This window comes from Paraburkholderia aromaticivorans, assembly GCF_002278075.1.
Lineage (GTDB): Bacteria > Pseudomonadota > Gammaproteobacteria > Burkholderiales > Burkholderiaceae > Paraburkholderia > Paraburkholderia aromaticivorans.
This window is the reverse complement of record NZ_CP022989.1, coordinates 1,337,063-1,362,957: the sequence shown is the minus strand read 5'-3', so window position 1 is coordinate 1,362,957 and position 25,895 is coordinate 1,337,063. Positions and strand designations below refer to the sequence as shown.

Genomic DNA, 25,895 nt, shown 5'->3' with positions numbered 1-25,895 from the left:
CCTCACTGGAAGATGCCGAGTATCGTCTGGAACAGGGTCTGCGCGGTCTGAATGACCTTGCTGTTCGCCTGATACAGCTGCTGATACTGAAGCAGGTTGGCTGCTTCTTCGTTGATGTTCACGCCCGAAACCGACTGCTGCGCGGTGGTGATCTGCGTCACCAGCGAGCTCTGCGCCGTGCTCGAGGTCTGGATCTGGTTGGTCTGATTGCCGATCTGGTTGACATAGTTCGCATACGCGCCCGTCAGCGTGACCGTGCCGCCCGACATCGCTTTCGCGGTGGACAAATTCGACAGCGCCAGCGCATTGCGGCCGTCGTTGGTCGCGCCGGTGTTCGGGCCGATGGTGAACTTGTCGCCGGCAGCCGGTGCGCCGCTGATCGTCACCGACACGTTGTTCATCTGGCCGGCGGTTGCGTTGTTGATCGTGAGCGTGGCGCCGGCGGCCGACGAATACGGCACCACGGTCGCCGCGCTGGCGATCGTGTACGTGGTGGCGGGCGAACCGGCCACCGTCACCGTCGAGCCAGCCGGGAAACCGGACAGGCCCGTGCCGTCGTACGACAGCGTGGTGGTCGAGTTCGGCATGGTGTAGCCGGCCGTCACCGTGCCCTGGGTGATCGAGCCGGTGCCGGTGTTGCTCGACACGGCGTTGGCCAGCACCGGCGCGGCGGCGGCGATCGCCGATGCGTCGGTGGTGGCCGTCGCGAAGCTGTTCAGCGCGCCGCGAGTCGGCTCGACCGTGAACGAATCGCCGGCGTTCATCGTGCCGGTGGTCGAGAAATTCAGGCCGTTGATCGGCTGGCTCAGGTTGGTCGCCGAACCCACCACGTTGCCCGTCGAATTGTCGGTCAGCGTGTAGGTGGTGCCGTTGTAGGCCAGCGTGTAATCGCCGGTAGTCGGCTGCGCGGGGTTCGCAAACGACACGTTCAGCGACGCGTTGCCGGTGTTCTGCGTGTTCGCATAAACCGTCGGGCCGCCCACCGAAAACAGCGCGCCACCCTTGGCGCCGGCGAGCGTGATACCCAGACTGTTCTGCGCGTTGACCTGCGCGGAGAAGCTCACGGCAATCGCGCCGAGTTGCGCCTCGCCCGGATCGAGCGTCTGGCTGCGGAACGCGAGCAGCCCGCCGAGCGTCCCACCGGCGATCTTGCTGTCGGGCAGGTTCTGCGGCGCCGCCGCCGGGTTCGCGCCGGCCTGGCCGAGATACTGCACGGACAGTTCGCTGGTGTCGCCGGTCGAAGGCGCGGTGCCCAGGTTGTAGCTATTGTTGGACGACACGAGCGGCTGACCGTTGCTCATGAACACGCTGTAGCTGCCGTTGCTGTTGACGACGTTCACGCCGATCAGTTGCGACAGGTTGGACACGGCGAGATCGCGCTGGTCCAGCAACTGGTTCGGCGGCTGACCTTGCGTGCTGGCCTGAGCGATCTGCCCGTTCAGCTGCGCGATCTGCTGCGAATAGCTGTTGATCTGCGAAACGGTATTGGTGAGTTGCGTGTTGACGCTCTGGCGCAGCGCGTCGTATTGCTGACCCGCGGCGTTGATCTGGTTCATCAGCGTTTGCGCGCCGCTCATCGCGGTCTGGCGCGTAGCCAGACTCGACGCATTGTTCGAGACGTTCTGCAAGCCGGTGAAGTAGCTGGTGATCGCGCTCGCAATCCCGGCAGTCGGGCTGCCGATCAGATTATTCAGTTGCGAAATCAGCGTGTTGTACGTCGAGAGCGAACTGCCCGACGACTGCGCGTTGTTCAGCTCGGTAGTCAGATACTGGCTGTACTGGCGCGTCACGGTCGTAGTCGAGACACCTTGCGGCAGATAGCCCGAGCCCGTGTACTGGCCGCCGCTTTCCGCATACACCGGGGTTTCGATGGTGTAGCCTGGCGTCGACGCGTTGCTGATGTTCTGACCGGTCGTCGTGAGCCCCCACTGGGCTGCATTCAGTCCGCTGAGGCCGAGATTGATGAGATTGGACATGCGTCATCCTGAAGGGCGACACCGTACACATGCCGCCGCGTTACTTGAACATTCTGTTTAACGGCCTCAACAGCGAAAAATTGAGGTCATTCCGATGTGTGTTCGACGTTTGTTTCAACGTTTACGAGGCTAGCAGGGCCCGTCATTCATCGCGCATGGGCGTGCGGACGGCACGAAAAACAGCGTGGTGAACCAGTGATAACGAGCCGGCCAGCGAACTGTGCGCGCGCAGTGCCCGAGCAGGCACGCTCACGCACCGCTGCGCCAGCGTGCCGGTCACCGCACCAGCGAACGGCGCTTCATTTCGAGTTGCGTAATCAGACGCTGAAGCGTGTTTTCCGCGCTGCCCGGCAGCGTCAGAAAACGGAAGCCGAGCTGATAACGCTGTGTGCCGTTGGGCAGCGCGGTGGAGCGGTGCGATACGAGTTGCAGATCGAGCGAGAGACGGCCGAGCGCGCCGAGCGCCAATTCGCAATCCATGAGCCGCGTGCCCATCGGCAATTCGGCCACGCGCTCGTCGGTGGTGCGCATGCCGACGCCGCCCAGCGAGAGGTCGTGCACCTCGAAACGGAACGTATCGCCTTCGGGCAAACGGCCGGAGCACATATATGGGTCGAGGATCGGCGCATCGACGCGGAAATACTCGCGGCGCTGCACGTAGAACAGCACCTCGGGGAAGTCGGCCTCGAATGCGGGCAGTCCTTCGAAACGGGTTTCGCGCGGCGTATTGGTGGCGAATTCCACGCGCACGCCATCCGGCTGCGCATGGAACTGGCAGCGCGGCGCGCTGAGCAAGCCGCGGTTCTGATCGGACAGCGCGCCCCAGTCGAAGGTGAAAGTGCGCCCGCGCACGTCGACGTCGAGCAAACGCGTGACGAGCTGGCCGGCTGCGTATTGAACGGTGAGGAAATCGCCGCGATTGACGAGATTGCGCAACTGAACGCCGATCTCCAGCGGATTGCGCCGGCCAAAATCGTTGACGCCATCGTCGCTCGGTGCGGGCGGCTGGCCGTGTGTGTCGGTCTGGCCGTTCGACTGGGTAGTATCCATGGGCTTGCCGGTATGCTTGTTCTTGCGGGCGCGTGCCAAGGCTCCTGGCGGGGCTTTCGCGCGGTCTTCACTGAAGCCGCAGCACGCGCATCAACCCGGACATTACAACGTTTTTCCGGTATTGGGTCTAACTGATTAGCGGCAGCGCCCGGACAAAATTTAGGGGCATGCAATGAATTATTTACGCAAACGTTAAACACCCATGACGGCTCTCGCGGGTGGACCGGCCGCCCGGGGGGCGGCCGGCCTCTTCCGTCTCGTTATGCACCTGGCCCCGTCGCGTGCATGGTTTTATTCTTTGAATACCCGGGTGATTCGAACTGCATGAGCGCAGTTCAGCCCATCTTCTGCATGATGGACATCAGTTTCTTCGCGTAATGCGGGTCGGTGGCGTAACCGGCGCGCTGCATGCCGTTCGCGAAACCGTTCACGTCGTGCGCTGAATTGATCACCTGCGCATAACGCGGATTGCCTTTGAGCAGGCTCGCATAGTCGGTCATGGCTTCCTGATACGAGTCGTATGCACGGAACTTTTCCACGGTGCGCTGCGGCTTGCCGTTCACGTATTCGGTCGTGACCGTCGACACGGTCTTGCCGGTCCAGTCCTTGGTCGCCTTGATGCCGAACACGTTGTGGCTGGTCGAACCATCCGCCTTCTTGATCTCGCTCTTGCCCCAGCCGGACTCGAGCGCAGCCTGACCGATGATGAAGCGCGCCGGAATGCCGGTCGCCGCGCTGGCGGCCTGGGCCGGCTCGGCGAGCTTGTCGACGAATGCGTCGACCTTGGGCGAGCTGCCGTCGCCCTTGAGCGGCGGGGTGAGCGCGCTGTTGGCCGAGTAGCCTTTGCCCATCGCCAGTTGCCCGTTGGCCTGGGCATTGCCGTACGCCTTGGCGAGCGCGTTGAGCGCCGCGGTCTGGCCTTCGTCGCCGCCGCTGCCGCCGCCCAGTGCGTTGGCCATGCCCGCAAGGCCGCCCGCGCCACCCGCAGCGCCGCCCACCTGCATGCCCTGATTGCGCATCAGCTGCTTGAGCATGGCGTCGGCCACGCCGATGCCTTTCTGCGAAAGCTGTTGCGACAACTGCTGATCCATCATCGAGGTGAAGGTGGCGCTGTCGTGCGAATCGAACGGACCATCTTGCGGGGTCGCGTCGCGCATGCTCTTCAGCATCATCTGCGTGAACACCGCGTCGAACTGCTGCGCGGCCATCTTCATGCCGGCTTGCGGCGACGCCTTGGCCTGTGCGCTCAACTTGGCGAAGCCCTGCACGTCGAGCGCGAAGCGCTGGGTCAGGTCGTTCGCCGAAGCGGCGGAATTGGTCGTATCCGAATTCATCCTGTGTCTTCCTTAGATGATTTCCAGGTCGGCGCGCAGAGCGCCCGCCGCTTTCATCGCCTGCAGGATCGACATCAGATCCGCGGGCGTCGCACCCAATGCGTTGAGCGCCTTCACCACATCGGCGAGATTGGCGCCGGCCGTCACCAGCTTCAGTGCGCCGTTGTCCTGCTTCATCTGGATCTGCGACTGCTTGGCCACCACCGTCTGACCGTTCGAGAACGCGCCCGGCTGGCTCACCACCGGCTGCGTATTGATCACGACCGAGAGGTTGCCGTGCGCGACCGCGCAGTTCTGCAGCGTGACCATCTGGTTCATCACGATCGAGCCGGTGCGCGCGTTCAGGATCACCTTCGCGGCCGCCTGCGCCGGCTTGACGTCGAGGTTCTGCAATTGCGCCATGAAGGCGACCTGCTGTTCCGGGTCGCTCGGCGCGCGCAGTTGAATCGTGCGGCCGTCGAGCGCGGTTGCCGTGCCGCCGCCGAATGCGTTGTTCACCGCGGCCACCACGCGCTGCGTGGTGTCGTAGTCCATTTCGTTGAGGTCGAGCTGCATGGTGCCCGCTTGCGACACCGAGGTCGGCACCGCGCGTTCGACGATCGCGCCGCCGGCAATGCGGCCCGCGGCCAGCGTATTCACCTGCACCTTGCTGCCGTTCGCGCTGGCGCCCGCGCCGCCGACGGCGAGATTGCCCTGGCCGAGCGCATACACCTGGCCGTCCGCGCCCTTCAGCGGCGTGAGCAGCAACGTGCCGCCGCGCAGGCTCTTCGCATTGCCGAGCGACGACACGGTCACGTCGATCGCTTCGCCCGGACGCGCGAACGGCGGCAGCACCGCCGTCACCATCACCGCGGCGACGTTCTTCAACTGAATGTTTGACAGCGACGACTGCGAATTGCTCGAACCAGCCGCCTGGTTGTTGATCGAGATGCCGAGGTTCGCCAGCATATTGGCGAGCGTCTGCGTGGTGAACGGCGTTTGCGTGGTCTGGTCGCCCGTGCCGTCGAGGCCGACGACGAGGCCATAGCCGATCAGCGGATTGTCGCGCACGCCCTGGATCTGCACGAGATCTTTCAGACGTTCGGCATGAGCGGGCGTGGCCGCCGGCAGCGCCGCGCAGGCGAGCGCGACGAAGGCCAGCACGCGGCCGAAACAGGCCAGTCGCGCGAGGCGGATACGGGAGAAGACGGTACGCATGATCACCACGGCGCCACGTTGAGGAAGAAGCGCTGCAGGAAGCCCATATTCTCGGCCTCGTCGACATAGCCCTTCGCGGAATACTCGATTTTCGCGTCAGCCACCTGGGTGGAATACACGGCGTTCAGGTTGGAAATCGTGTTCGGATTCACCACACCGGAAAAGCGCACGAATTCGTTGCCCTGGTTGATCAGCATCTGCTTTTCGCCGCTCACCATCAGGTTGCCGTTCGGCAGCACGCCCGTCACCGTGACGGTGATGACGCCGCTAAAGGTGTTCGACGCGTTCGCGCCACCCGTCGCCGCAAACTTGTTGGCGCCGTTCGCGCTCAGGTTGACCTTGCCGAACAGACCGCTGAGAAAGCCGGCGGTCGGCACGTCGAAGCTCGTATTGCCGCTACGGTTGACACCCGCACCCGAGGACTTCGTCGCGTTGACGTTTTCCTGAATCACGATCGTCAGGATGTCGCCGACATTGCGCGGCCGCTGATCTTCGAACAGCGGCCGCCCCGCGTAACCCGGGTTGTAGATCGAGCCCGGCGCCTGCATGGACGGCGGCATCGGCGGCAGCGCCGTCATCGGCTGCTGGGTGATCGGCTGCTTCGGCACGAGGCCGCAGCCGCCCAGCGCGGCGAGCAGCGTGAGCTGCACGAGCGCCTGCGCGGTGCGCGAATGAACCGGATTACGAGTGAAGTGCGACATCTTGATTACCGCCTGTCTATTACCAGTCCCTTAAGCCTTAAACCTGCATCTGGCTCAGGGTCTGCAGCATCTGGTCGGAGGTCGTCACGGCCTTGCTGTTGATTTCGTAAGCGCGTTGCGTCTGGATCATGTTCACCAGTTCCTGCACCACGTTCACGTTCGATGCTTCCACGTAGCCCTGATTCAGCGTGCCGGCGCCGTTCAGGCCCGGCTGCGCGACATTCGGCGCGCCCGACGAAGCGGTTTCCGCGAACAGGTTTTCGCCCTTCGCATCGAGACCGGCCGGGTTGATGAAAGTCGCGATCTGCATCGAGCCGAGCTGCTGGCTGTTGGTCGAGCCGGCAACTGTGATCGACACCACACCGTCGCTGCCGATGGTGAGCGACGTCGCGTTGTTCGGGATCGTGATCGCCGGAATGACCTGGTAGCCGCTCGAAGTCACGAGCTGGCCTTGCGCGTTGGTCTGGAACGAACCGTCGCGGGTATAGGCGGTCGTGCCGTCGGGCATCTGCACCTGGAAAAAGCCCTGGCCGTTGATGGCGACGTCTTTCGAGTTGCCGGTCTGCTGCAGGTTGCCCTGGGTATACAGACGCTCGGTGGCGACCTGCTGCACCCCCGTGCCGAGCTGGATGCCGGAGGGCAGTTCGGTGTTCTGCGTCGAATTCGCACCCGGCTGGCGGATGGTCTGATACAGCAGATCTTCGAATACCGCGCGCGAGCCCTTGAAGCCGTTGGTGCTGACGTTCGCGAGGTTGTTCGAGATCACGTCCATCTGCGCCTGCTGCGCATTCATGCCGGTTGCGGCAATGTAGAGTGAGCGATTCATGGTTCTTCTCCTGTGTGGATCGGAGTTCGCGCTTCTGCGCTGACTCAGATCCCATACAACATGCTTGCTGCGACGGGACAAGCCCGCGGCGACCCGTTAGCTGAAGCTGAGCAGCTGATTGGCGGACTGGTCGTTCTTGTCGGCGCTTTCCAGCAGCTTGGTCTGCATCTGGAACTGACGCGCGTTGGTGATCATCGAGACCATCGCGCTGACCGGATTCACATTGCTGCCCTCCAGCGAGGCCGGCGCCAGCGTGACGGTCGGATCGGCGTCGGCGGCGTTGCCGTCGCCGGTGCGAAAGAGGCCATCGTCGCCGCGCGTCATGGTTTGCGGATCAGGATTCACCAGCTTCAGCTGATCGACCGTCACCACCGCGGTGGGCGGATCGCCGGGCGTCAGCGCGGACACCGTGCCGTCCTTGCCGATGGTGATTTCCGCGCCCGGCGGCACCGACACCGGGCCGCCGTTGCCGAGCACCACCTGATTGGTGGCGTTCACCAGTTGACCGTTTTCGTCGATATGCAGATTGCCGGCGCGCGTGTAAGCCTCGCCGCCGTCGGCGGTTTGCACCGCCAGCCAGCCCGGCCCTTGAATCGCCACGTCGAGCGGGTTGCCCGTCTGCTGGATCGGCCCCGGCGTGTAGTCCGCGCCCGGCGTCGACGACAGCACGAAGGTGCGGGTGGTGTTGTCGTTGATCGAACTGCCGTCGCCGAACGACATCGGCACGGCACGGAAAGTCGCCAGTTGCGCGCGAAAACCGGTGGTCGATGCATTGGCCAGGTTGTTCGCGACGATAGCCTGCTGTTCGAGCGCTTGCGTGCTGCCCGACATCGCGGTGTAAATCAGCCGATCCATGATGGGTAGGTCCCGGTCGCTTACAGGTTGATCAGGGTCTGGTCGACGGTCTGCTGGGTCTTGATCGTCTGCGCGTTCGCCTGGTAGTTGCGCTGCGCGGTGATCAGGTTCACCAGTTCGCTCGTCAGATCGACGTTCGAGTTTTCCACCGCGCCGCCTTGCAGCACGCCGTGGTTCGTCGAGCCCGGCGCCGAAATCTGCGCGACGCCCGATTGCGAGGTCTGCTGGAACTCGTTGTTGCCGAGGTTCACGAGACCGTTCTGATTCGAGAAGTTCGCCAGCACGATCTGGCCGAGCGCGGCGGTTTGCTGGTTCGAATAGTTGCCGGTCAGCGTGCCGTCGGCGCCGATCGTGAAGCTCGTCAGCGTGCCCGCTGCGTAGCCGTCGGGCTGCAGCGAGTTCACGCCGTCCTTGCCGCCGTACTGCGTCGTGCCGGCGATGTTCAGCGTCAGGTTCTGCGGCGTCGACGAACCGTCGGTGGTCGGGATCGAGAAGTTGTAGGCGAACGGCGTGGTGGTCGCGACGCCGGCCGCGGTCGTCGTGCCCAGCAGCGTGCCCGACGAGTTGAAGTTCGCGTGGCCGATCAGGCTCGCCGTGCCGGTCGAGGTGCCCGCGTACACGTTCCACGTACCGGCCGAGGTCTTGGCGAAGTACATGTTGACCGTCTGCGAGCCGCCGAGCGAGTCGTAGACCGTCGTGCTGGTCGAGTAGTTGTACGTCGACGAGCTGTTCTGGTTGAACGCCACGGGCGTCGGCGCAATCGCGACGCTGTCGCCGGTCGCCGGCGTGCCGTTGAACGTGATGGTCTGGCCGTTGCCCAGCGAGATCGCGGAGCCCGCCGTGTACGTCGCGGCGGCGGACGTCGTGCCGAGCGTCGTGTCGGTCACCGTGTAGGTCGTCGGGCTCGTGAAGTTGACGGTGTAGCTGTCGTTGTTCGTGCCCGAAGCGGTATTCGTGATGGTCGCGCCCGGCGTCGTGAGCGTGCTGCCGCCCGCGAGGGTCGGCGTGACGGTCGGCGTGCCGAGCATCAGCGGATCCTGCGCGTTCAGATTCAGGCCGGCGACGATCTTGGTGGTCGCCTGCGGGGCGATGTTCGCGGTCGGCACCGTGAGCGGCACGGTTTGCGCGGTGTTGATGATGCCCGAGCTGTTCGCGGCGTAGCCCATCAGCTGCAGACCTTGCGCGTTGGTGATGAAGCCGTTCTTGTCGAGCTGGAACACGCCGTTGCGCGAATACACCAGCGAGCCGTTGTTCGACAGCTGGAAGAAACCGTTGCCGTTGATCGCGACGTCGAGCGCCTGGTTGGTGCTGGTGATCGTGCCTTGCGAGAACTGCTGCTGCACTTCGGAGAGCTTCGTGCCGATGCCGACCTGGTTGCCCACCGCGGTCGCCACGGAATTCGCGTACATGTCGGCGAATTGCGCGGCGCCGCTCTTGAAGCCAACCGTATTCGCGTTGGCAATGTTGTTGCCGATCACATCGAGATCGCTCGACGATGCCGACAAACCACTCAAACCTTGTTGGTAACCCATGACGGTCTCCGTATCTGGAAAGTCGTGACTGACTGAATCTGAATCAGAGGATGGCGGCGACGCTGGTCAAGCCGACCGTCGAGCCGTTCGAGAGCACGAGGCCCGGCGTGCCATTGGTCTGCATGACGACGCTTTGCACCGTGGCGCCCGTGAGCGTGCTGGCCGTGGCCTGCTGACCGTTGATCGTGCCGACCGCGCTGATCGTGTAGGTGCCGTCCGGCAGCGTGTTGCCGGCCGTATCGGTCGGCGTCCAGCCCACCGGAATCGTGCCGGCCGACTGCTTGCCGAGGTCGATGGTGTTGACGATCTGGCCGGCCGAGTTCTTCACGACGACCTGCAGATCGCCCACCGCGTTGGCAAGCTGCACGCCGAACGCGCCGGCCTTGCCGCTCGCGACCGACACCGAGCTGCCCGGCGCGAGCACGGTCGAGCCGATCAGCAGCGCGGCTTGCGACTGCTGGCCCGCCGACATCTGCGTGGCGAGCGAGCTGAGCGTCGTGTTCAACTGACTGATGCCCGAGACCGTGTTGATCTGCGCCAGCTGCGAGGTCATCTGCGAGCTGTCCATCGGATTGGTCGGGTCCTGGTTCTTCAACTGCGCGACGAGCAGTTGCAGGAAAGTGTTCTGCAGATCCGTCGCGGACGTGCCCGAGGTGCTGCCCGTCGAACTCGTGGAACTCGAGGCGCTCTTCGTGCCGTTCATCGTATCGAGCAGCGTTTGCGACACGGTCGTGCCGCTGCCGCCGATGGTGGTGTTGGTGGTCAAGCTGCTCTCCTCAGGTTCCGATCGTGAGCGTTTTCAGCATCAATGTCTTGGCGGTGTTCAAGGTCTCCACGTTGGCCTGATACGAGCGCGAGGCCGAAATCATGTTGACCATTTCCTGCACCGGATCGACGTTCGGCAACGTGACGTAGCCCTCCGCATTCGCGGCCGGATTGCCAGGGTCGTAGGCGGTCTTCATCGGCGTCGGGTCGTCGACCACGCCGGTGACCTGCACGCCGCCGACCTGCTGGCCGGAAGCCGTGCGCGCGCCGCCGAGCGGGCTGACCGCGAACACGACCTGCTTGGCCTTGTACGGCTGGCCGTCCGGGCCGGTCGTGCTGTCCGCGTTGGCGAGATTCGACGCCGTCACGTTGAGCCGCTGCGACTGCGCCGACATCGCGGAGCCCGCAACACCAAAGATGTTCATTAAAGATGGCATGTTTTCCTGACCTCTCCGATCTCATGCAACGCAGTTGCACGGTTTGCGCCGGCTTTCGTTAATTCCCGTAGCGATTGTTCTTGCGTACTGCTGAGTCTGTCGCCGTGGCTTCTTACGAGCCCGACTGGATCGCCGACAGCATCGTTTTGATCTGGCTGGACAGCACCGTCATGCCCGATTCGAAGTGCAGCGTGTTATCCGCGAACTGCACCCGCTCGGTGTCGATGTCCACCGTATTGCCGTCGAGCGCGGGTTGCGTCGGCACGCGGTATTGCAGATTGCCGTAGTCGTCCGACGTGCCGCCGGTCGCCGTCAGCGTCGATTTGCCGGCCATATGGCCCGGCGCGGTCGAGGCCATCGACATGCCGTTCGTTACACCCGCGGGCTGGGTCATGACCAGCGTCGAGTTGTTCGACGCGGCGGTCCCGGCGCCGCCGCCGGCCTTCTTCAGCGCGCCGGCGAGCGACGAGGCGAAGTCGACGTCGCGCGCCTTGTACCCGGGGGTATCGGCGTTGGCGATATTCGACGACAGCAGCTCCTGCCGGTAGGCACGCACATCGAGCGCTTCACGGCCAAAGGCGAATTCGGCATCGAGTTTGTCCAGCATATGAATCTCCGGAGAACGTTCCCGAGGCTTCCCATGCGTGCCTCCCGAGAGAGCGGCACCAGGCGGGAAGACCTTTTTGCATGAGGTGCATCTTATGGGCCGAACGCAAGCGGCAATCGGACGAATAACCGGGAAAGGGGGCTTCTATTCAACGTTTGCGCAAAGAGGGCGCTCACTAGAATGCAAGGCGTACCGATGCATTCGATGGAGAAACACGATGGACCAGCCCACCTTCGATCCGACGCACCGCGCAGACCGCGCGGCGGCGCATCGCGTGGGTGCGGGCGCTCGCGCCGCACGGCGCGCTTCGCGCGCGGTCTCGCGTCTTCTGACTCGCCTCGTCGTGAGCCTCACGGTGTGGGTCGCGGGCGGCATCGTGCTTCTGCCGGCCAGCAGCCAGGCTCAGGAAGCGGGTGGCCCGATCGTGATTCCCGGGCCCGGCGAAAAGAATCCGGCCGCGCTCGCCGACCTGGCCGAGCACATGCAGGCGGCGCCCGCGAAGCGCGCCGGCTCCGCCGCCACGCTGGCGGCCGCCACCGCGCAATCGCTCACGCCGGGTCCGACGGCTCGCGACGCCGATTCATTTACACGTGCCGCCAATGCGAGCGGCTCGATCGTCATTCCGGGCGCGGGCGAACCGCCGGCCGCGCCGCAAATGATCCGCACCAACTTCAAGCCCGACGCCAGCGGTGTCGTGACGATTCCCGCGCCGGGTAGCGCCAATGGGGCGGATGCTGTTGCAAGAGTCAATCTCGCACCGGGATCGCGTCAGGTCGTGCCGGTCGTGGTGACGCCCGCGCCGAAGTCGACCGGTGCACGGCCAGCCGCGGGCGTTCAGCCAGTCGCCGCGAACGCGCCGCTCAGCGCCGCCGCCGGGGCATCCGCGGCGGCAGGCTTCGACAGCCTGGCTTCGCGCGGTGAGCCGCCGCAGTTCGGCGCGAACGGCAAGCCGGTCGCGACCAGGGCGGTTGCCGCTCAGGCTGCGCCTGCGGCGCCGGCCGCCGTGCCGGCGCCGGCCGCGATGGCGCGTGCGTCGGCGACCCGGTCAGTCGCACCCGCCGTCGCGCAGCAGAATCTGCGTCCCGCAACGCTTGCGCCGGCTGCGCCGCTGCCCGGCCAGCAAGACCCGGAAGCGATTCGCAGCGCCGCACTCGCGTTCCTGCAGCAGCAATCCACCGGCTTGCCCGGCAAGGTCGACATCACCGTGGCGCCCGCGTTTCCGCGCGGGCTCGCGGCTTGCACGACACTCGAGCCGTTCATGCCGAGCGGCGCACGCCTGTGGGGCCGCATGACCGTCGGCGTGCGCTGCGCGGGCGAGCGTCCGTGGACCATCTATCTGCAGGCGCGTATCGCGCTGCACGCCACCTACTATCTCGCTGCCCGCGCAATGGCGCCCGGCGAAGTGCTCACTGCCGCCGACCTCGTCGCCCGCGACGGCGATCTGACCGGCTTGCCGCAGGCCATCGTCACGGATCCGTCGCAGGCAGTCGGCTCGGTCACGCTCACGCGTGTGGCCGGCGGCATGCCGCTGCGCCGTGACATGCTGAAAAGCGCGTCGGCGGTGTCGATCGGGCAAACGGTGCGGGTCGTCGCGGCCGGCGACGGTTTCGCGATTTCGGCCGAAGGCAGCGCGATGAACAACGCGTCGCCCGGCCAGCAGGTGCGGGTCAAGACCGCCAACGGCCAGATCATTTCCGGCATCGTGAAAGACGGCGCGACCGTGGAGATTCAACTGTGAACCGCGCGGCGGCGTTGATCGTGCCGGTTGATCGCCCAACGCCCGGCCCGGCTTGCGCTGGCGGCACGGCGAACGGCACCCCGATCAGGCCGGCCAGAGGCTTGATTCGATATGTAAGGAAAGGTAACGCCCGCAGCGATTGCGCTAAAGTTTTGATCAGCGGTAGCCGTTATAAGGATCAAATCGTTCAGGAAGCCAATCGTGAAAGTCGATTCCACAACCAATTCGAATCTGCCGACGTTGAAAGACGCCCTGTCCCGCTCGCAGCAAAGCGATGCGACGACGGCGAACAGCAACGCGCAGAGCGCGGGCACGAGCTCGCCGGCCACCACCAGCGGTTCGGGCGACGCCAGCGTCAGCCTGTCGGGTCTGTCGCAGCATCTGCGCAGCCTCGCGGCGTCCGGCTCGGCCGACATCGACACGGCGCACGTCGAGTCGATCAAGCAGGCCATCAAGGACGGCTCGCTGAAGATCGATTCCGGCAAGATCGCCGACGGCGTGCTGAACACCGCGCGCGAACTGTTGAAAAGCAAAACCTCGTCGACCGGCAACTGATCGACGCATCGAAATACGGTGAAGTGCCGGGCGGCGTTCGACCAACCCGGCTCGCGAAACATGCGCGAGCCGCCGTGTTCAGCGAGTTGTTGAGATGAAAGACGCCCTGCTTGCCACCCTCATCGAAGAGTATTCGGCCGTCGAGGCATTTGCTTCGATTCTGACGCTCGAGACCAAGGCACTGACCGCCTTGTCGCCGCTGGAGTTGCTGCCGCCAATCGTCGAGCAGAAAACCGAGCTGATCGGCGTGCTCGCCAGACTCGAAACCACGCGTGACGGGCTGCTTGCTGAGATGGGCATGCCGGCCGGCTGGGCCGGCATGGAGCTCGCGGCCAGCGCCGACGCGCGAGTCGCCGAACAATGGTCGCTGCTGCAAAAGGCCGCCGAACGCGCGCGGCGGTGCAACACCAGCAACGGTGAACTGATCCGCGTGCGGATGGACTATAACCAGCGCGCACTGACGGCGCTGCAGGTGGCCGTGCCGCAGAAGGTCGGCTTTTATGGTCCGGATGGCCGGATTCCGGCGCGTCCCGCCGCGTAAAAATCTTCGCTCGGCACACACGACCTGACGCACGGGTCCGGTCGAAACGGGTAATTTGAAATCAGCAGTCCGAGGGCTCGTCTTTGACGAGCCCTTTTGCTTTTCGGGTCTTTCCTCTATATACGCGCCTCGCTCCCGCTGCACGCGTTAGCCATACGGCCAGGTGGCGCGAACTGCCCGGCCGCGTTGAAATCACGGTTCCCCCTTACTGAGTTGCTCCGCCGTCCCCGGCTTTTTTCGAGGCTGTCGGGACGAGCATCAGCGGAGTGCTATCCACTAGCGAGGTTGTGTAATCGTGTGTATGATTCAAGGAGCGCAGTTATGACAAGTGCCGAGGTCGTCAAATTGATTCAAGCGGCTGGTTGGCGGCTGATCCGCATTTCGGGCAGCCACCATCATTTCCGTCACGCGGCAAGAGGCGGTCTCGTGACCATCCCGCACCCGAAGCAAAACCTTCCGCCCGGCACATTGAACAGCATCCTGAAACAGGCGGGTCTGAAATGAAAAATCTGATTTTCCCGATCGCGATTGAATCGGGCGACGCGGATCACGCGTTCGGCGTTGTCGTGCCCGACATTCCGGGCTGCTACGCGGCAGGCGACACGTTGGAAGAAGCCTATGCGAATGCGAAAGAAGCCATCGAGGCACATCTGGACGTACTGCTCGACGAAGGCTTGCCCATTCCCACGCGACTCACGCTCCCCGAGCATCAGCGCAATCCCGAGTACACCGGTTTCGCATGGGGATTCGTCGCCACCCGGAATATTCCCGCCTTGAAGAAGGCGGTGCGTATCAATATCTCGCTGCCCGAGGCGCTGGTGCAGGAGATCGACACTTACGCCCAGACACGCGGCATGTCGCGCTCGGCCTTCCTGGCACTCGCCGCGGAACATGAAATGGCAGAGGCATGAAGCGGGCGGAGGTTCAGGGCCGCCGCTCAAACGGTGATCTGCTCGCGCGTTGAAACACTGAACCCGCGCATCAGGTCGAATCAGGTCGCCTCGGCGTTCGCCCAGGCCATCTCGCGCAAGCGCGTGCGCAAACGGGCCACGGCCTGGCTGTGCAACTGGCAGACCCGCGACTCGCTCACCTCCATTACCGCGCCGATTTCGCGCAGGTTCATGCCCCGTTCGTAATACAGCGACATCAGCAGCTTCTCGCGCTCCGGCAGGCGGTCGATCGCCTCCACCAGCGCCGAGCGCAGGCTGTCGTCGAGCAGCGCCGACAGCGGGTCCGAGTGATCGACGCAGTAGCGGTCGAGGAACGGCTCGTCGTCCGCCGAACGGTCGAAGTCTTCGTAGTAGATCAACTGGCTGCCGTGCAGATCCTGCAGCATCGACTGATATTCATCGAGCGGCATTTGCAGATGCTCGGCAATCTCCGTTTCGCTCGCCGAGCGGCCCAGATTCTGCTCCACCTTGTGCACGGCCGTTTCCACTTCTCGCGAGGTACGCCGCAAGCTGCGCGGCAACCAGTCGTTGCTGCGCAATTCGTCGAGCATCGCGCCGCGAATCCGCTGGCTGGCGTAGGTTTCGAACTGCGCGCCCTGATCTTCCTTGTAGCGGCTCGCCGCGTCCAGCAGTCCGATCATGCCGGCCTGGATCAGATCGTCGAGATCGACGCTCGCCGGCATCTTGGCAACGAGCTGCAAGCCGAGGCGACGCACGAGCGGTGCGTACTTGGTCAGAACTTCGGCTTGGGAAATCTTTCCCTGAGCGTTATACATCGTGCTCCCCTTGTCCTTGTGCCGCCTCTCAGGCGTGCTGCGCAGACGGTTGGTCGGCGTGTTGCGCCGCTGTAACTGTCGCAGGCGCCATCCTGGGCGTTTGCGACGACATCGCTGACCGCATCGGCCAGTACTGCAATTCGGCGGCGAGATGCCGGTAGTCGCGCGCAGCCGGTGTCGACGGGAATGCATCGACGACACAACGCGACAACTCCAGGGCCCGCGCCATCCGCGCATCGGCGGCAATACAACCGGCGTCTTCCAGCGCAACCGTCAGGTAGCGCCCGGCCACACCGGCCAGGTTCGCAAATGCGGTGTGCGCATCGTTGACGCTCTGCACGTAATTCACCAGCACGCGGAACTGCGCGATTGCATGCGCGTAGTGCAGGCGCTTCACGCACGCGTACGCGTCGGTGATCGCCTGCGCGGCCATGCGCGTGACGATCATCACGTCGTGCGCCTGTTTCGCGAGCGCCGACAGGTAGCCTTGCGGATCGAGTTGCGCATCGATCAGCACGACGTCGGCGGAGCCGCGCAGCACCACGCCGAATTCCGCGGCCGTATGCCCTTCACGGTTCGGACGCGAGGCGGCCAGCACCGAGAAGCCGAGCGCGTGCCGCGCGGCGGCGTCGTCGAGCGTCATCTCGCCGCGCATCACGGCAGCAAAATTGCCCGCGCCGCGCACGCCGCCGAGCATCGCGCTCACCGACTTCTCGCCGAGGCATTCGTCGATCACCAGCACGTCCTTGCCCTGCTGCGCCAGCGCGGCGGCGAGGTTCACCACCGTGGTCGTACAGCCGGCGCCGGATGAACCGCCGGTCACGGCAATCACGCGCGAGCCGCTGCGAGCCAGCATCCGCCGCAGCCCTTCTGCCTGATCGGAGATGAGCTTATCCAAAGCGGACCTCGTGCAATTCGGCCGTCGAACGTGCAGACAACGCGGACAGCAATCCCGGAATGTCGTCGTCGTGCGGCACGAACGGCGAGTTGTCGCGCGGTATGCAGAAGGTGCTCTTGATCAGGAATTTGCGGGTCGCGACGTACAGGTTCTCCGGCACCTTCTGACCGGTCGACACGTAGTGCACCGGCAGCTTGTAGCGGATCACCGTATCGAGCACGCCGCCCAGGTTGGTGGCTTCGTCGAGCTTGGTCAGAATGCAGCCCGCGAGCGGCTGTTGGTCCGGCGCGCGTTGATAGGCCTGCACGACCTCGTTGAGCGTGTCGCCATGGCTCGTCGCATTGAGCAGCAACAGCCGCTGCACCGGCTGGCCGGCGTGGCACAACATCGCGATCTGGTCGGAGACGAGACGGTCGCGCTGGCTCATGCCGATCGTGTCGATCAGCACGATGTGCTTGTTGCGCAGTTCTGAGAGGGCGAGTTGGAGATCGGCGCCGTCTTTCACCGCGTGCACCGACACGCCGAGAATCTTGCCGAAGATGCGCAGTTGTTCGTGGCCGCCGATCCGGTAGCTGTCGGTGGTGAGCAAGGCGACCTTGCTGGCGCCAAAGCGCATCACGCAGCGCGCGGCGAGCTTGGCGGTCGTCGTCGTCTTGCCGACGCCCGTCGGGCCCATCAGCGCGAATACGCCGCCGCGCTCCATCAGCGCGTCCTCGTCTTCCATCACCGGCAAGTTCGATTCGAGCACGGAGCGAACCCAGTCCATGCCGCCTTCCATGCTCTCGATGTCGTCCGGCAGGTTGTCGACCATCATCTGCACAAGCTGCGCGGAAAAACCCGCGGCGAACAGATGCTTGGTGAGCGCGGCGCGCGCCGGGTTGCGGCGCTGACGCTCGCCCCACAGCAAGCCGGCGAAGTGCTCTTCCATCATCCCGCGCATCGACGACAGTTCGCTCATCACGGTGTCGTTGACGACCTGCTCCATGCGCGCCTTGATCGCTTCGGCAACCGAGGCGGGCGTGCGGGCGTCGTCGTTCGAAGCCGGCGGCGCTGCGTTTTTCTGCGCGGCGCGGCGCGCGGCGGCCTGCGCGCCTTCGCGGGCCCAGTCGGGCGTGTCGACGGCATGCGGCGCGGCGGGCTTGCCCGGTTCGACGGCGGCGCCGAGGCCCTTGGCCATCGCCGCGGCCGGCGTCATCGCGGCGGGACGCGCGCTGTAAGCGCCCTGCTGCTGTTGCTCGGCGGCAATGCGGCGAGCGTGGTCGATCAACCAGGGATTCGATTCGGCCATCGTGCGCGGCGCTTGCGCATCGGCGCTCGGCGTCACGGCGGCGGTTTTGAGCAGATCGGCGCGGATATCTTCGGTAAGACGCGAGGCCGCGGCACGGGCGCTCGGCCGCTCGGCGCCGACCGGTTGCGACGGCGACGCTGCGGCTGCCTTGACCTGTGCTTCAGGCGGTGCTTTGGGCGTGCCGGGCAGCGCGGCCTTCGGTGCGCTCGCGGCCGGCTTCATGGCGGCGGCCGGCGTGTCGCTCGCGTCGTCGTCCGCGTGGCTGGAATGGCTGTCGGAAGCCTCGTTGCCCGAGTTTTCCGCACCGGCTTCCGGGCTTGCGCCGAACACCGACGAGAACACATCGGGCATGCCGCTCGCGTACGGGTTCGCCTGCATCGGCGATGCGGCCGGCATGGCGCGCGGCGCGGCAAGCGCGGGTTGTCCGGCCATCGCATTCATCGGTCCAGCCTGCGGCGCGCCGGCGCTTGCGCGCGGTACTTTCGGCGTGATGGCGGCGAGGTCGCTGTCGGCCAGCGCGACGATCTCGACGCTGCCGTCGTCCATCGTGCGATTGGACAGCACGACGGCATCCGCGCCCAACGCTTCGCGCACGAGACGCAGCGCATCACGACTGGTAGCACCGACAAATTTACGAATGTTCAAGCTGGACCCCCGATGAGGTAAACGGACTAACGGACCGGCAACATACCGCTTCCCATTGAGATCATTATTGCGAAACCCGTCGAGTCACGATCGATGGATAAAGACCGTTAAACGTGGGCAATTCGGGCGATGGAACCGTGCGGCAACTCACGCGCGTGACGGTTGCAAGCGGGCCTTTCCGGCGTGCCCGACGGTGCGGTTGAGGAAGCGGTATGGGCCCCGCCGTCTGCATGCGGCATGAAAAATCGAACGCCCAAATGAAAACCGGCGCTCAACGAGCGCCGGTAAAAAAGCCTCGACCAGAAGCGGGTCGCGGTGAACGATCCGCTTTAACCGTGCGCGCCGATCAGGTTCACCACCTTGATATTGCGCGTATCGGGGACTTCCGCGTACGACAGCACCTTCAGTTGCGGCAGGCTGCGGCGCAGGAAGCGCGCGAGCATCGGCCGCAATGCGTGCTGCACCAGCAGCACCGGCGCAAGCCCGAGATTCTGCTGACGCGTCATCGCCTTCTGGGTCTCGTTCAGTAGCGTGTGGGCGAGGCCCGGCTCGAGACCCGGGTTGGAACCGGTCGAGAGCGCCTGCGAGAGCACCCGTTCGAGATTCGAATCGAGGCCCATCACCTGCATGTCGCCGGTGCCCGGGAACCACTGCTGCGTGATCGCGCGGCCCAGCGCGAGGCGTACGGCGGCGGTGAGATCGTGCGCGTCGGTGATCTTCGGCGTGTGTTCGGAGAGCGCTTCGAGAATCGTGCGCATATCGCGGATCGGCACGCCTTCTTCCAGCAGGTTTTGCAGCACCTTTTGCAGCGTGGTGAGCGGCAGCGACTTGGGCACCAGATCGTCGACCAGCGACGGCGTGTCCTTCTGCATCCGCTCGAGCAGTGCCTGCACTTCCCGGCGGCCGAGCAGTTCGGACGCATGCGTGACCACGAGGTGATTCAGGTGGGTGGCCACCACGGTGCTCGAATCGACCACGGTGTAGCCATATACCTGCGCCTGTTCGCGCAGGTTCGTGTCGATCCAGATAGCCGGCAAGCCGAAGGCGGGATCCTGCGTCGGCGTGCCCGGCAGCGCGGCGGAGACCTGCCCAGGATTGATCGCCAGCCACTGGCCCGGATACGCTTCGCCGACGCCGACCTCGACACCCTTCAGTGCGATGCGGTAGCCATTCGGCCGCAATTCCAGGTTGTCGCGAATATGAATGACCGGTGGCAAAAAGCCGATTTCCTGCGCGAACTTCTTGCGGATGCTCTTGATCCGCTTGAGCAGTTCGCCGTCCGAGTTCTTGTCGACGAGCGGAATCAAGCGGTAGCCGACTTCGAGGCCGAGCGTGTCGATCATCGTCACGTCGTCCCAGCTTGCTTCGGTGTTTTCGACCGGCGCCAGCGCGGCCGGCGCGACATCGACGAGCGCCGTGGTGTTCTTGCGTTCCTCGGCACGCTTTTTCATGGTGCGGCCAAGCTGGATCAGACCGCCGCCGAGAATCAGAAACGCAAAGTGCGGCATGCCCGGAATCAGGCCCATCAGCACGAGAATGCAGCCGGTGATCACCAGCACGCGCGGATTGGTGAACAACTGGCCGGTGAGCTGCGTGCCGATGTCTTCGTTGGTCGCGACCCGCGAGACGATCACACCCGCTGCGGTCGAAATCACCAGCGAAGGAATCTGCGCGACGAGGCCGTCACCAATGGTCAGCAGCGTGTAGTTCTTGCCGGCGGACGCGAAGTCCATGCCGTGCTGAACCATCCCGACGATCAACCCGCCCACGATGTTGATCACCATGATCAGCAGACCGGCAATCGCATCGCCGCGCACGAATTTGCTCGCGCCGTCCATCGAGCCGTAGAACTCGGCTTCCTGCGAGACCTCGGAGCGGCGCTTTCTCGCCTGTTCCTCGTTGATGAGGCCGGCGTTCAGGTCGGCGTCGATCGCCATCTGCTTGCCGGGCATCGCATCGAGCGTGAAGCGCGCGGACACTTCCGCGATCCGCCCCGCGCCCTTGGTGATCACCATGAAGTTGATGACCATCAAGATGATGAAGACGACGATACCCACCGCGAAGTTGCCGCCCACGAGGAAGTGACCGAACGACTCGATCACCTGCCCCGCCGCATCCGGACCGGTGTGGCCTTCGAGCAGCACGACGCGCGTGGACGCCACGTTCAGCGAAAGGCGCAGCAAGGTCGAGAACAGCAGCACGCTCGGGAACGCGGCGAAGTCGAGCGGCTTCATCGTGTACATGCTGACGAGCAGCACCATCACGGAAAGTGCGATGTTGAAAGTGAACAGCAGATCCAGCAGGAACGGCGGCAACGGCAAAATCATCATGCCGAGGATCATGCAGATCAGCACCGGCCCGGCGAGGGCGCGCAAATTGGTGCCGCTCAAGGCATCCGGCCGTCGAGCGAGGAAACCGGCGCGAGCATTCATGCGGAGGCTCCTGAAGCGTCTTGGTTATCTGGGTTGAGGGCGGGGTCGAGCGTATCGGCGGCTTCCTGATCGGCTTCGTCGTCCGATACGCCGCCCTTGTCGAGTTCGGCGGGCACGTCTAGCTCGGTCGGCGCCATCGGGACGGCGCCGCCTTCGGTTTTGAAGCGCCGCAACTGATACACCCACGCGAGCACTTCGGCGACCGCGCCATACAGCGGGCCCGGAATCTCGCGGTTCAGTTCGACGTTGTGATACAGCGCCCGCGCGAGCGGCGGAGCTTCCAGCAACGGCACGTTGTTTTCGGCCGCGATCTCGCGAATCCGCGCCGCTACGAGGTTCACGCCCTTGGCGACCACCTTCGGCGCGCGCATCTCGCCGTCGGTGTATTGCAGCGCCACGGCGAAGTGCGTCGGATTGGTCACCACCACGTCGGCCTTCGGCACGTTGGTCATCATACGGCGCCGCGCAATCGCGCGCTGCTGCTGGCGGATCCGGCCTTTGACGTGCGGATCGCCTTCGCTTTCGCGGTGTTCGCGCTTCACCTCTTCCTTCGTCATGCGCAGCTTCTTGTGGAACTGCCACAGTTGATACGGCACATCCAGCGCGGCGACGACGAACATGCCGGCCACCGTCATGCCGCAGCACACGGCGATCAGGTGCACGGTGTTGGCGAGCGCGAGCTGCAGCGGCTGGGTCGCCAGCGCGAGAATCTCTTCGCGGCGATTCCAGATCGCCGTGCCGCCGATCACACCGACCACCAGCGTCTTGACGAGCGACAAGCCGAGCTGGATCGGTCCGTTGATCGAAAACATCTTGCCGAGGCCGGCGATCGGATTGAGGCGGTCGAACTTCGGCTCGAGGCCTTTGGCCGACAACTGCCAGCCGCCGAGCGCCATCGGCGCGAACAGGGCGGCCGCGCCGGTGAAACCGAGAATCGGCAGCAGCGCGTAAAGCCCTTCGCGGCTCGCCACGCCCGCGCCGATCATCATGCGGCGGGTTTCGAATGCGCCGGCGTGATCGAACGTGAAGGCCGCGCGCAGCATGCCCTGCAGATGTTCGCCGATGCTGCCCGACATCCCCCACACGCCGAAGAACCCGGCCGCCAGCAGGGCAAACGTGGACAGCTCCCGCGAACGCACGATCTGCCCTTCCTCGCGCGCCTTCTGCAGGCGCCGGGGAGTAGCTGATTCGGTTTTTTCGAGGTCGCTATCCTCTGCCACAAAAGCTCTCCAGTCGGCCGAGGCACGGCGCCTCTTTCCAGTGAGAGCGATTATTCCCGCTCGACGCAAGCACCGATCGGCGGATAAGGGCGGAGAAAGGGGGGTATTTCGAGGGATGAAACAGTCGGCAGCCGGCCGGACAGCCTTGCTGGCAGCGCCGCGACGGCGCAAGGGGCTCGCGTGGGGCGGCCAGGATCGGCCACTTAGGGACGACCCGCCCGCGCCCCGCGTTTGTGTTCGCGTTCTGACCCTGCGCCCACGCGGTCTCGCGCGGGCGTAGGGCGGACTTCAAGCCTTCGGTGCGGCGCCTTGATCAGAAGGCCACGAAAGGCGCCTCGCCGCCCTTTGCGGTCTGATCGAGGCCGTAATAGACGTGACGGCCATAGAAGAACGGCAGACCGAGATCGAAGCTGCTGCTGCTGCCGATCTGTCCGGCCAGGTCGTTGAACGCATAGTTGTTGCCATTGCCGAACAGCGTCGCCGCACTCAGGATGCCGATGCTGGCGCTTGCCCGGCTATTGTTCAGTCCGACCAGCGTCACCGAGCGGGTCTGCGCGGACGACGGGCAGTAAAAGCCCGAGAAGTTGCTGCCGCACAGCGTAATGGAGCTATCGGTAAAGAAGTAGCCGTTCGAGCCCGAATCGAGGAACGCCTGCACCGTCGTGCCGTTAAACACGCTGTTGTTCAAGTCGCCAAAGGCGTCGGTGGTGAAGACCTGGACGCCGGTGAGCGCATTGTTCGACTGGGTGCCGATGCCGAACACCAATGTGCCGGTGGCCGAAGGCGCGCCAGTGTCCGGCACCGGCGGCATCTGCACGATCACGCCGTTGTTGTCGGTCGGGAACGAGGCGACCGGGTTGGCCACCTGTTGGGCGAGCGGGACCGGGGTGCGGGTACAGGAGGCGCCGCCCGGGCACGCGAAGTAGTTGCTGTAATTCGCCGCCGTGGCGGCGTTCGCGCAGATCCCGCCACAATCCGTGGGCGAGTTGCCGATGCCGAGAATGCCGTTCGCGCCGAGATCGCTGACCGTGTTTTGGGGCGAGCCGCTGCCGCAACCGCTTGTGGGCACCGTGCTGGCGTCCTTGTCGCCGATGATCTGCATCGGGATCGCCGCCGTCGTTCTTTCACTGCCGATCGCGATGGTCGCGGTGCGCACCGTGCCCCATGTGAAGCCGTCGGCGAAAGTCGCGCATTCGGCGAGCTGCGCGCCGCCGATGGTGCCGGCCGGCAACGCATTGAGCAGCGAGCCGTTCAGGGCCGAGGCGACTACCCGCAACCCGAACGACCCGGTATCGACCTGGATATTGCTGATAGTCTGGCAATTCGAAGTCGAGCCGGGCGCACAGACGGTCACGCTGACCGTCGGAATATTGACGACCCCGCTCACGCCCTTGCCGACCGTGATCGGCACGGTATTGGCCGCGGTCGCGGCGATCGGCTGCTGGACCGGGCTGGCGGGCAGCGAGCCGCCGTTCAGCGTGGTCGACGAATCGTTGGAACTGCCACCACCGCCGCCGCACGCGACGAGCGCCGACACCAGCGCCAGGGCCGCGACAGCCTGCATCCAACCCTTGAACTTCACAGCAATATGCTGGGTTCGCATGTCTCGTCCTCGCTATTACTGGATGTCGGAACCGCTGACGCCGGCGGGCAGCGCCGGAGGCAACCACGCCTGGCCGCTGAACGCGCCCATATGGCCGCCGGAGCGCACCACGAGGCTGCTCTGGTCGACCGCCACGGGGCCGCGGCCGCCGCCGCGCGCCGCCCGGGCGGCCTTCACGCCGGCCACATACTGCGGGAAATAGCTGCCGAGCAGATCGTTCAGATCCGGCATTTGCGGGCCGCGCCATGCGATGCCGAAGACGGAGCCGTCCGCGGCCAGATATTCGCGAACCACGGTGCCGCTGCCGAGCGTGGTTTCACGCACGGTATAGGAGGCGGAAGCAGAAACGGAGGAAGCCGCGCTGGACGCGGAATGCATCACGCCCTGCGCCGCATTGGCGGCGCCGCTGCCGGGCTGGACGGTACGGGAAGAGACCGACGCGTCCGACGGAGGCGTCATGGGGGTGCCGCCCAGTCCCGCATGAGCGGACTGCACGACTATCAACGAACAAGGCAAAGCAAGCGCCGTGACGATCCCGGCGCGGCGTAAACGACTCCACATGATGAAGCTCCTCCCGAGCTGCCGCTCGGTTCGCACCTGCGCGAACCGGCTGCATTTATGCAAATCATACGGCACCGCTGCGGTCGCACTTCGGGGATCTTCCCCACCGTGCCACCGGCCGGAGCCTGTTTCCTCCGGCGCGCCGTGCCGTTGCTTGAGCCCGTAGTATGCCTGTGGTTTGTGTCCGGGGGCAGCAAGCACGCACGAGGACGTGGCTTGCTACGTGTACCCGTTTCGTCCGGCGCCCCGCTGAAAACGTCCGCGAAGGGCCGTGACGGTAATGCGATTCCGGCAGGTCAGAAGCCGAGGCTTGCCAGCAGATCGTCGACTTGCGACTGGTCCTGCACCACGTCCGTCTTGCCTTCCGGATTGATCTGCGGACCGTTCAGCAGATGTTCGGGGCTGCCGGTCGACGAGACTTCGGCCGCCAGCGCCGCCGCGTTCGCCGCGAACTGCTCGCGCCGTTCGAGCGCGATGTTCTCGACCAGCACGCCGAGCAGCTGCTGCTCGATCAGGTACACCACGTCCGTGATCTTCTTGATGACCTGGCCCGTCAAATCCTGGAAGTCCTGCGCCAGCATGATCTCCATCAACTGCGCGTTGGTCGCGCTCGTCGCCTCGGGCACGCCGCGCAAGAAGGTTCGCGTATCGTCCATCAACGCGCGCACTTCTTCGCGCTCGATCGGCGCCGCGTACCACTGCTCCCAACGCGCGTCGAGTTTGCCCGCGTCGTCCTTCAACTGCTCCTGGCGCGGCTTGGCGATGTCGATCGCGGACAGCACGCGCTCGGCGGCCTGTTCCGTCATATCCGCGATGTACTTCAGACGGTCGCGAGCATCGGGCACGGCTTCCGCCGCACGTTCGACATGCTTGTCGAGCCCAAGCTCGCGCATCGAGTCGCGCAGCGTGCGCGTCAGTTGTCCAATGCGGGCGAGGATACGGTCGGACGCGAAGTCCCCGCTCTCGTGGACCGCTTCGGCGCCTTGCGCGTTGGTCGGCAGATTCACATCAGCTCCCGGTTTTGGCCATCTTCTCGAGAATCTTATTGAGCTTCTCGTCGAGCGTCGCGGCCGTGAACGGCTTGACGACATAACCGCTCGCGCCGGCCTGGGCCGCCGCGATGATGTTTTCCTTCTTCGACTCGGCCGTCACCATCAGCACCGGCAGGTGTGTCAGGTTGGCGTCGGCGCGGATTTCCTTGAGCATGGCCAGACCGTCCAGGTTCGGCATGTTCCAGTCGGAGATCACGAAGTCGTAGGTGCCCCCGCGCAGACGCGCGAGACCGGCCTGACCGTCTTCGGCTTCGTCGACGTTCGAATAGCCGAGCTCTTTGAGCAGGTTGCGAACGATCCGGCGCATCGTCGGAAAGTCGTCAACAACCAGAATCTTCATTCCCTTATCCATTTCA

25 protein-coding genes are annotated in these 25,895 nt (G+C 64.8%); 5 read left to right on the top strand and 20 right to left on the bottom strand.

Annotation, left to right across the window (positions count from 1 at the left end; genetic code table 11):
* Nucleotides 1-2 precede the first annotated feature (2 nt).
* From flgK to flgB, 11 genes are all read right to left on the bottom strand, one after another.
* Nucleotides 3-1,976, bottom strand: a complete 1,974-nt coding sequence (gene flgK / locus CJU94_RS06130) for a flagellar hook-associated protein FlgK (RefSeq protein ID WP_095417958.1) — start codon at nucleotides 1,974-1,976, stop codon at nucleotides 3-5.
* A gap of 276 nt (nucleotides 1,977-2,252) precedes the next feature.
* Complete coding sequence (locus CJU94_RS06125; protein ID WP_095420236.1) at nucleotides 2,253-3,026, bottom strand: flagellar brake protein; 774 nt, start codon at nucleotides 3,024-3,026, stop codon at nucleotides 2,253-2,255.
* Between the two features lie 335 nt (nucleotides 3,027-3,361).
* Nucleotides 3,362-4,360, bottom strand: a complete 999-nt coding sequence (gene flgJ / locus CJU94_RS06120) for a flagellar assembly peptidoglycan hydrolase FlgJ (RefSeq protein ID WP_095417957.1) — start codon at nucleotides 4,358-4,360, stop codon at nucleotides 3,362-3,364.
* Nucleotides 4,361-4,372: 12 nt separating this feature from the next.
* Nucleotides 4,373-5,557 (bottom strand): flagellar basal body P-ring protein FlgI, encoded by a 1,185-nt coding sequence (locus CJU94_RS06115; RefSeq protein ID WP_095417956.1) that lies wholly within the window; start codon nucleotides 5,555-5,557, stop codon nucleotides 4,373-4,375.
* A 2-nt stretch (nucleotides 5,558-5,559) separates the two neighbouring features.
* Nucleotides 5,560-6,258, bottom strand: a complete 699-nt coding sequence (gene flgH / locus CJU94_RS06110; protein WP_095417955.1) for a flagellar basal body L-ring protein FlgH — start codon at nucleotides 6,256-6,258, stop codon at nucleotides 5,560-5,562.
* Nucleotides 6,259-6,295: 37 nt separating this feature from the next.
* Nucleotides 6,296-7,084 carry a flagellar basal-body rod protein FlgG gene (gene flgG, locus CJU94_RS06105; protein ID WP_011490205.1) on the bottom strand — a complete coding sequence of 263 codons (789 nt, stop codon included), beginning with the start codon at nucleotides 7,082-7,084 and terminating at the stop codon, nucleotides 6,296-6,298.
* Between the two features lie 96 nt (nucleotides 7,085-7,180).
* The gene (flgF, locus tag CJU94_RS06100) at nucleotides 7,181-7,939 is read right to left on the bottom strand and encodes a flagellar basal-body rod protein FlgF (protein ID WP_095417954.1); all 759 of its coding nucleotides are present in this window, start codon (nucleotides 7,937-7,939) and stop codon (nucleotides 7,181-7,183) included.
* Between the two features lie 20 nt (nucleotides 7,940-7,959).
* Nucleotides 7,960-9,471, bottom strand: a complete 1,512-nt coding sequence (locus CJU94_RS06095; RefSeq protein WP_095417953.1) for a flagellar hook protein FlgE — start codon at nucleotides 9,469-9,471, stop codon at nucleotides 7,960-7,962.
* 43 nt (nucleotides 9,472-9,514) lie between these two features.
* Nucleotides 9,515-10,237 (bottom strand): flagellar hook assembly protein FlgD, encoded by a 723-nt coding sequence (gene flgD, locus CJU94_RS06090; protein ID WP_095417952.1) that lies wholly within the window; start codon nucleotides 10,235-10,237, stop codon nucleotides 9,515-9,517.
* 10 nt (nucleotides 10,238-10,247) lie between these two features.
* Nucleotides 10,248-10,673, bottom strand: a complete 426-nt coding sequence (gene flgC / locus CJU94_RS06085; protein WP_095417951.1) for a flagellar basal body rod protein FlgC — start codon at nucleotides 10,671-10,673, stop codon at nucleotides 10,248-10,250.
* A gap of 112 nt (nucleotides 10,674-10,785) precedes the next feature.
* Nucleotides 10,786-11,280, bottom strand: coding sequence for a flagellar basal body rod protein FlgB (flgB, locus tag CJU94_RS06080; RefSeq protein ID WP_095417950.1), 495 nt, complete (start codon nucleotides 11,278-11,280; stop codon nucleotides 10,786-10,788).
* A gap of 217 nt (nucleotides 11,281-11,497) precedes the next feature.
* On the opposite strand from flgB, the gene flgA reads away from it, so the two are divergent.
* From flgA to CJU94_RS06055, 5 genes are all read left to right on the top strand, one after another.
* Nucleotides 11,498-13,018, top strand: a complete 1,521-nt coding sequence (gene flgA, locus CJU94_RS06075) for a flagellar basal body P-ring formation chaperone FlgA (RefSeq protein WP_095417949.1) — start codon at nucleotides 11,498-11,500, stop codon at nucleotides 13,016-13,018.
* A 201-nt stretch (nucleotides 13,019-13,219) separates the two neighbouring features.
* Nucleotides 13,220-13,573, top strand: coding sequence for a flagellar biosynthesis anti-sigma factor FlgM (gene flgM, locus CJU94_RS06070; RefSeq protein WP_095417948.1), 354 nt, complete (start codon nucleotides 13,220-13,222; stop codon nucleotides 13,571-13,573).
* Between the two features lie 94 nt (nucleotides 13,574-13,667).
* A complete protein-coding gene (locus CJU94_RS06065; protein WP_095417947.1) occupies nucleotides 13,668-14,114 on the top strand; it encodes a flagella synthesis protein FlgN in 447 nt (148 codons plus the stop codon).
* Nucleotides 14,115-14,435: 321 nt separating this feature from the next.
* Nucleotides 14,436-14,618 carry a type II toxin-antitoxin system HicA family toxin gene (locus CJU94_RS06060; protein WP_095417946.1) on the top strand — a complete coding sequence of 61 codons (183 nt, stop codon included), beginning with the start codon at nucleotides 14,436-14,438 and terminating at the stop codon, nucleotides 14,616-14,618.
* Nucleotides 14,615-15,025, top strand: coding sequence for a type II toxin-antitoxin system HicB family antitoxin (locus tag CJU94_RS06055; RefSeq protein WP_095417945.1), 411 nt, complete (start codon nucleotides 14,615-14,617; stop codon nucleotides 15,023-15,025). Before CJU94_RS06060 ends, CJU94_RS06055 begins: the two co-directional genes overlap by 4 nt.
* Before the next feature lie 80 nt (nucleotides 15,026-15,105).
* On the opposite strand, the gene CJU94_RS06050 is transcribed toward CJU94_RS06055, so the two are convergent.
* The 9 genes from CJU94_RS06050 to cheY form a co-directional block, all read right to left on the bottom strand.
* A complete protein-coding gene (locus CJU94_RS06050) occupies nucleotides 15,106-15,840 on the bottom strand; it encodes an RNA polymerase sigma factor FliA (RefSeq protein ID WP_091798030.1) in 735 nt (244 codons plus the stop codon).
* A 28-nt stretch (nucleotides 15,841-15,868) separates the two neighbouring features.
* Complete coding sequence (locus tag CJU94_RS06045) at nucleotides 15,869-16,738, bottom strand: nucleotide-binding protein (RefSeq protein ID WP_095417944.1); 870 nt, start codon at nucleotides 16,736-16,738, stop codon at nucleotides 15,869-15,871.
* Nucleotides 16,731-18,671: a flagellar biosynthesis GTPase FlhF gene (gene flhF, locus CJU94_RS06040; protein WP_095417943.1), complete on the bottom strand. Its 1,941-nt coding sequence runs from the start codon at nucleotides 18,669-18,671 to the stop codon at nucleotides 16,731-16,733. The genes CJU94_RS06045 and flhF overlap by 8 nt, the downstream gene beginning before the upstream one ends.
* A gap of 329 nt (nucleotides 18,672-19,000) precedes the next feature.
* A complete protein-coding gene (flhA, locus tag CJU94_RS06035) occupies nucleotides 19,001-21,103 on the bottom strand; it encodes a flagellar biosynthesis protein FlhA (protein ID WP_095417942.1) in 2,103 nt (700 codons plus the stop codon).
* Nucleotides 21,100-22,323, bottom strand: coding sequence for a flagellar biosynthesis protein FlhB (gene flhB / locus CJU94_RS06030; protein WP_095417941.1), 1,224 nt, complete (start codon nucleotides 22,321-22,323; stop codon nucleotides 21,100-21,102). Before flhB ends, flhA begins: the two co-directional genes overlap by 4 nt.
* Nucleotides 22,324-22,636: 313 nt before the next feature.
* The gene (locus CJU94_RS06025; protein ID WP_095417940.1) at nucleotides 22,637-23,926 is read right to left on the bottom strand and encodes a DUF3443 domain-containing protein; all 1,290 of its coding nucleotides are present in this window, start codon (nucleotides 23,924-23,926) and stop codon (nucleotides 22,637-22,639) included.
* A 15-nt stretch (nucleotides 23,927-23,941) separates the two neighbouring features.
* Nucleotides 23,942-24,487, bottom strand: a complete 546-nt coding sequence (locus CJU94_RS06020; protein ID WP_095417939.1) for a DUF2844 domain-containing protein — start codon at nucleotides 24,485-24,487, stop codon at nucleotides 23,942-23,944.
* Between the two features lie 296 nt (nucleotides 24,488-24,783).
* Complete coding sequence (gene cheZ / locus CJU94_RS06015) at nucleotides 24,784-25,494, bottom strand: protein phosphatase CheZ (RefSeq protein ID WP_095417938.1); 711 nt, start codon at nucleotides 25,492-25,494, stop codon at nucleotides 24,784-24,786.
* Between the two features lies 1 nt (nucleotide 25,495).
* Complete coding sequence (gene cheY, locus CJU94_RS06010; protein WP_095417937.1) at nucleotides 25,496-25,891, bottom strand: chemotaxis response regulator CheY; 396 nt, start codon at nucleotides 25,889-25,891, stop codon at nucleotides 25,496-25,498.
* Nucleotides 25,892-25,895 lie beyond the last annotated feature (4 nt).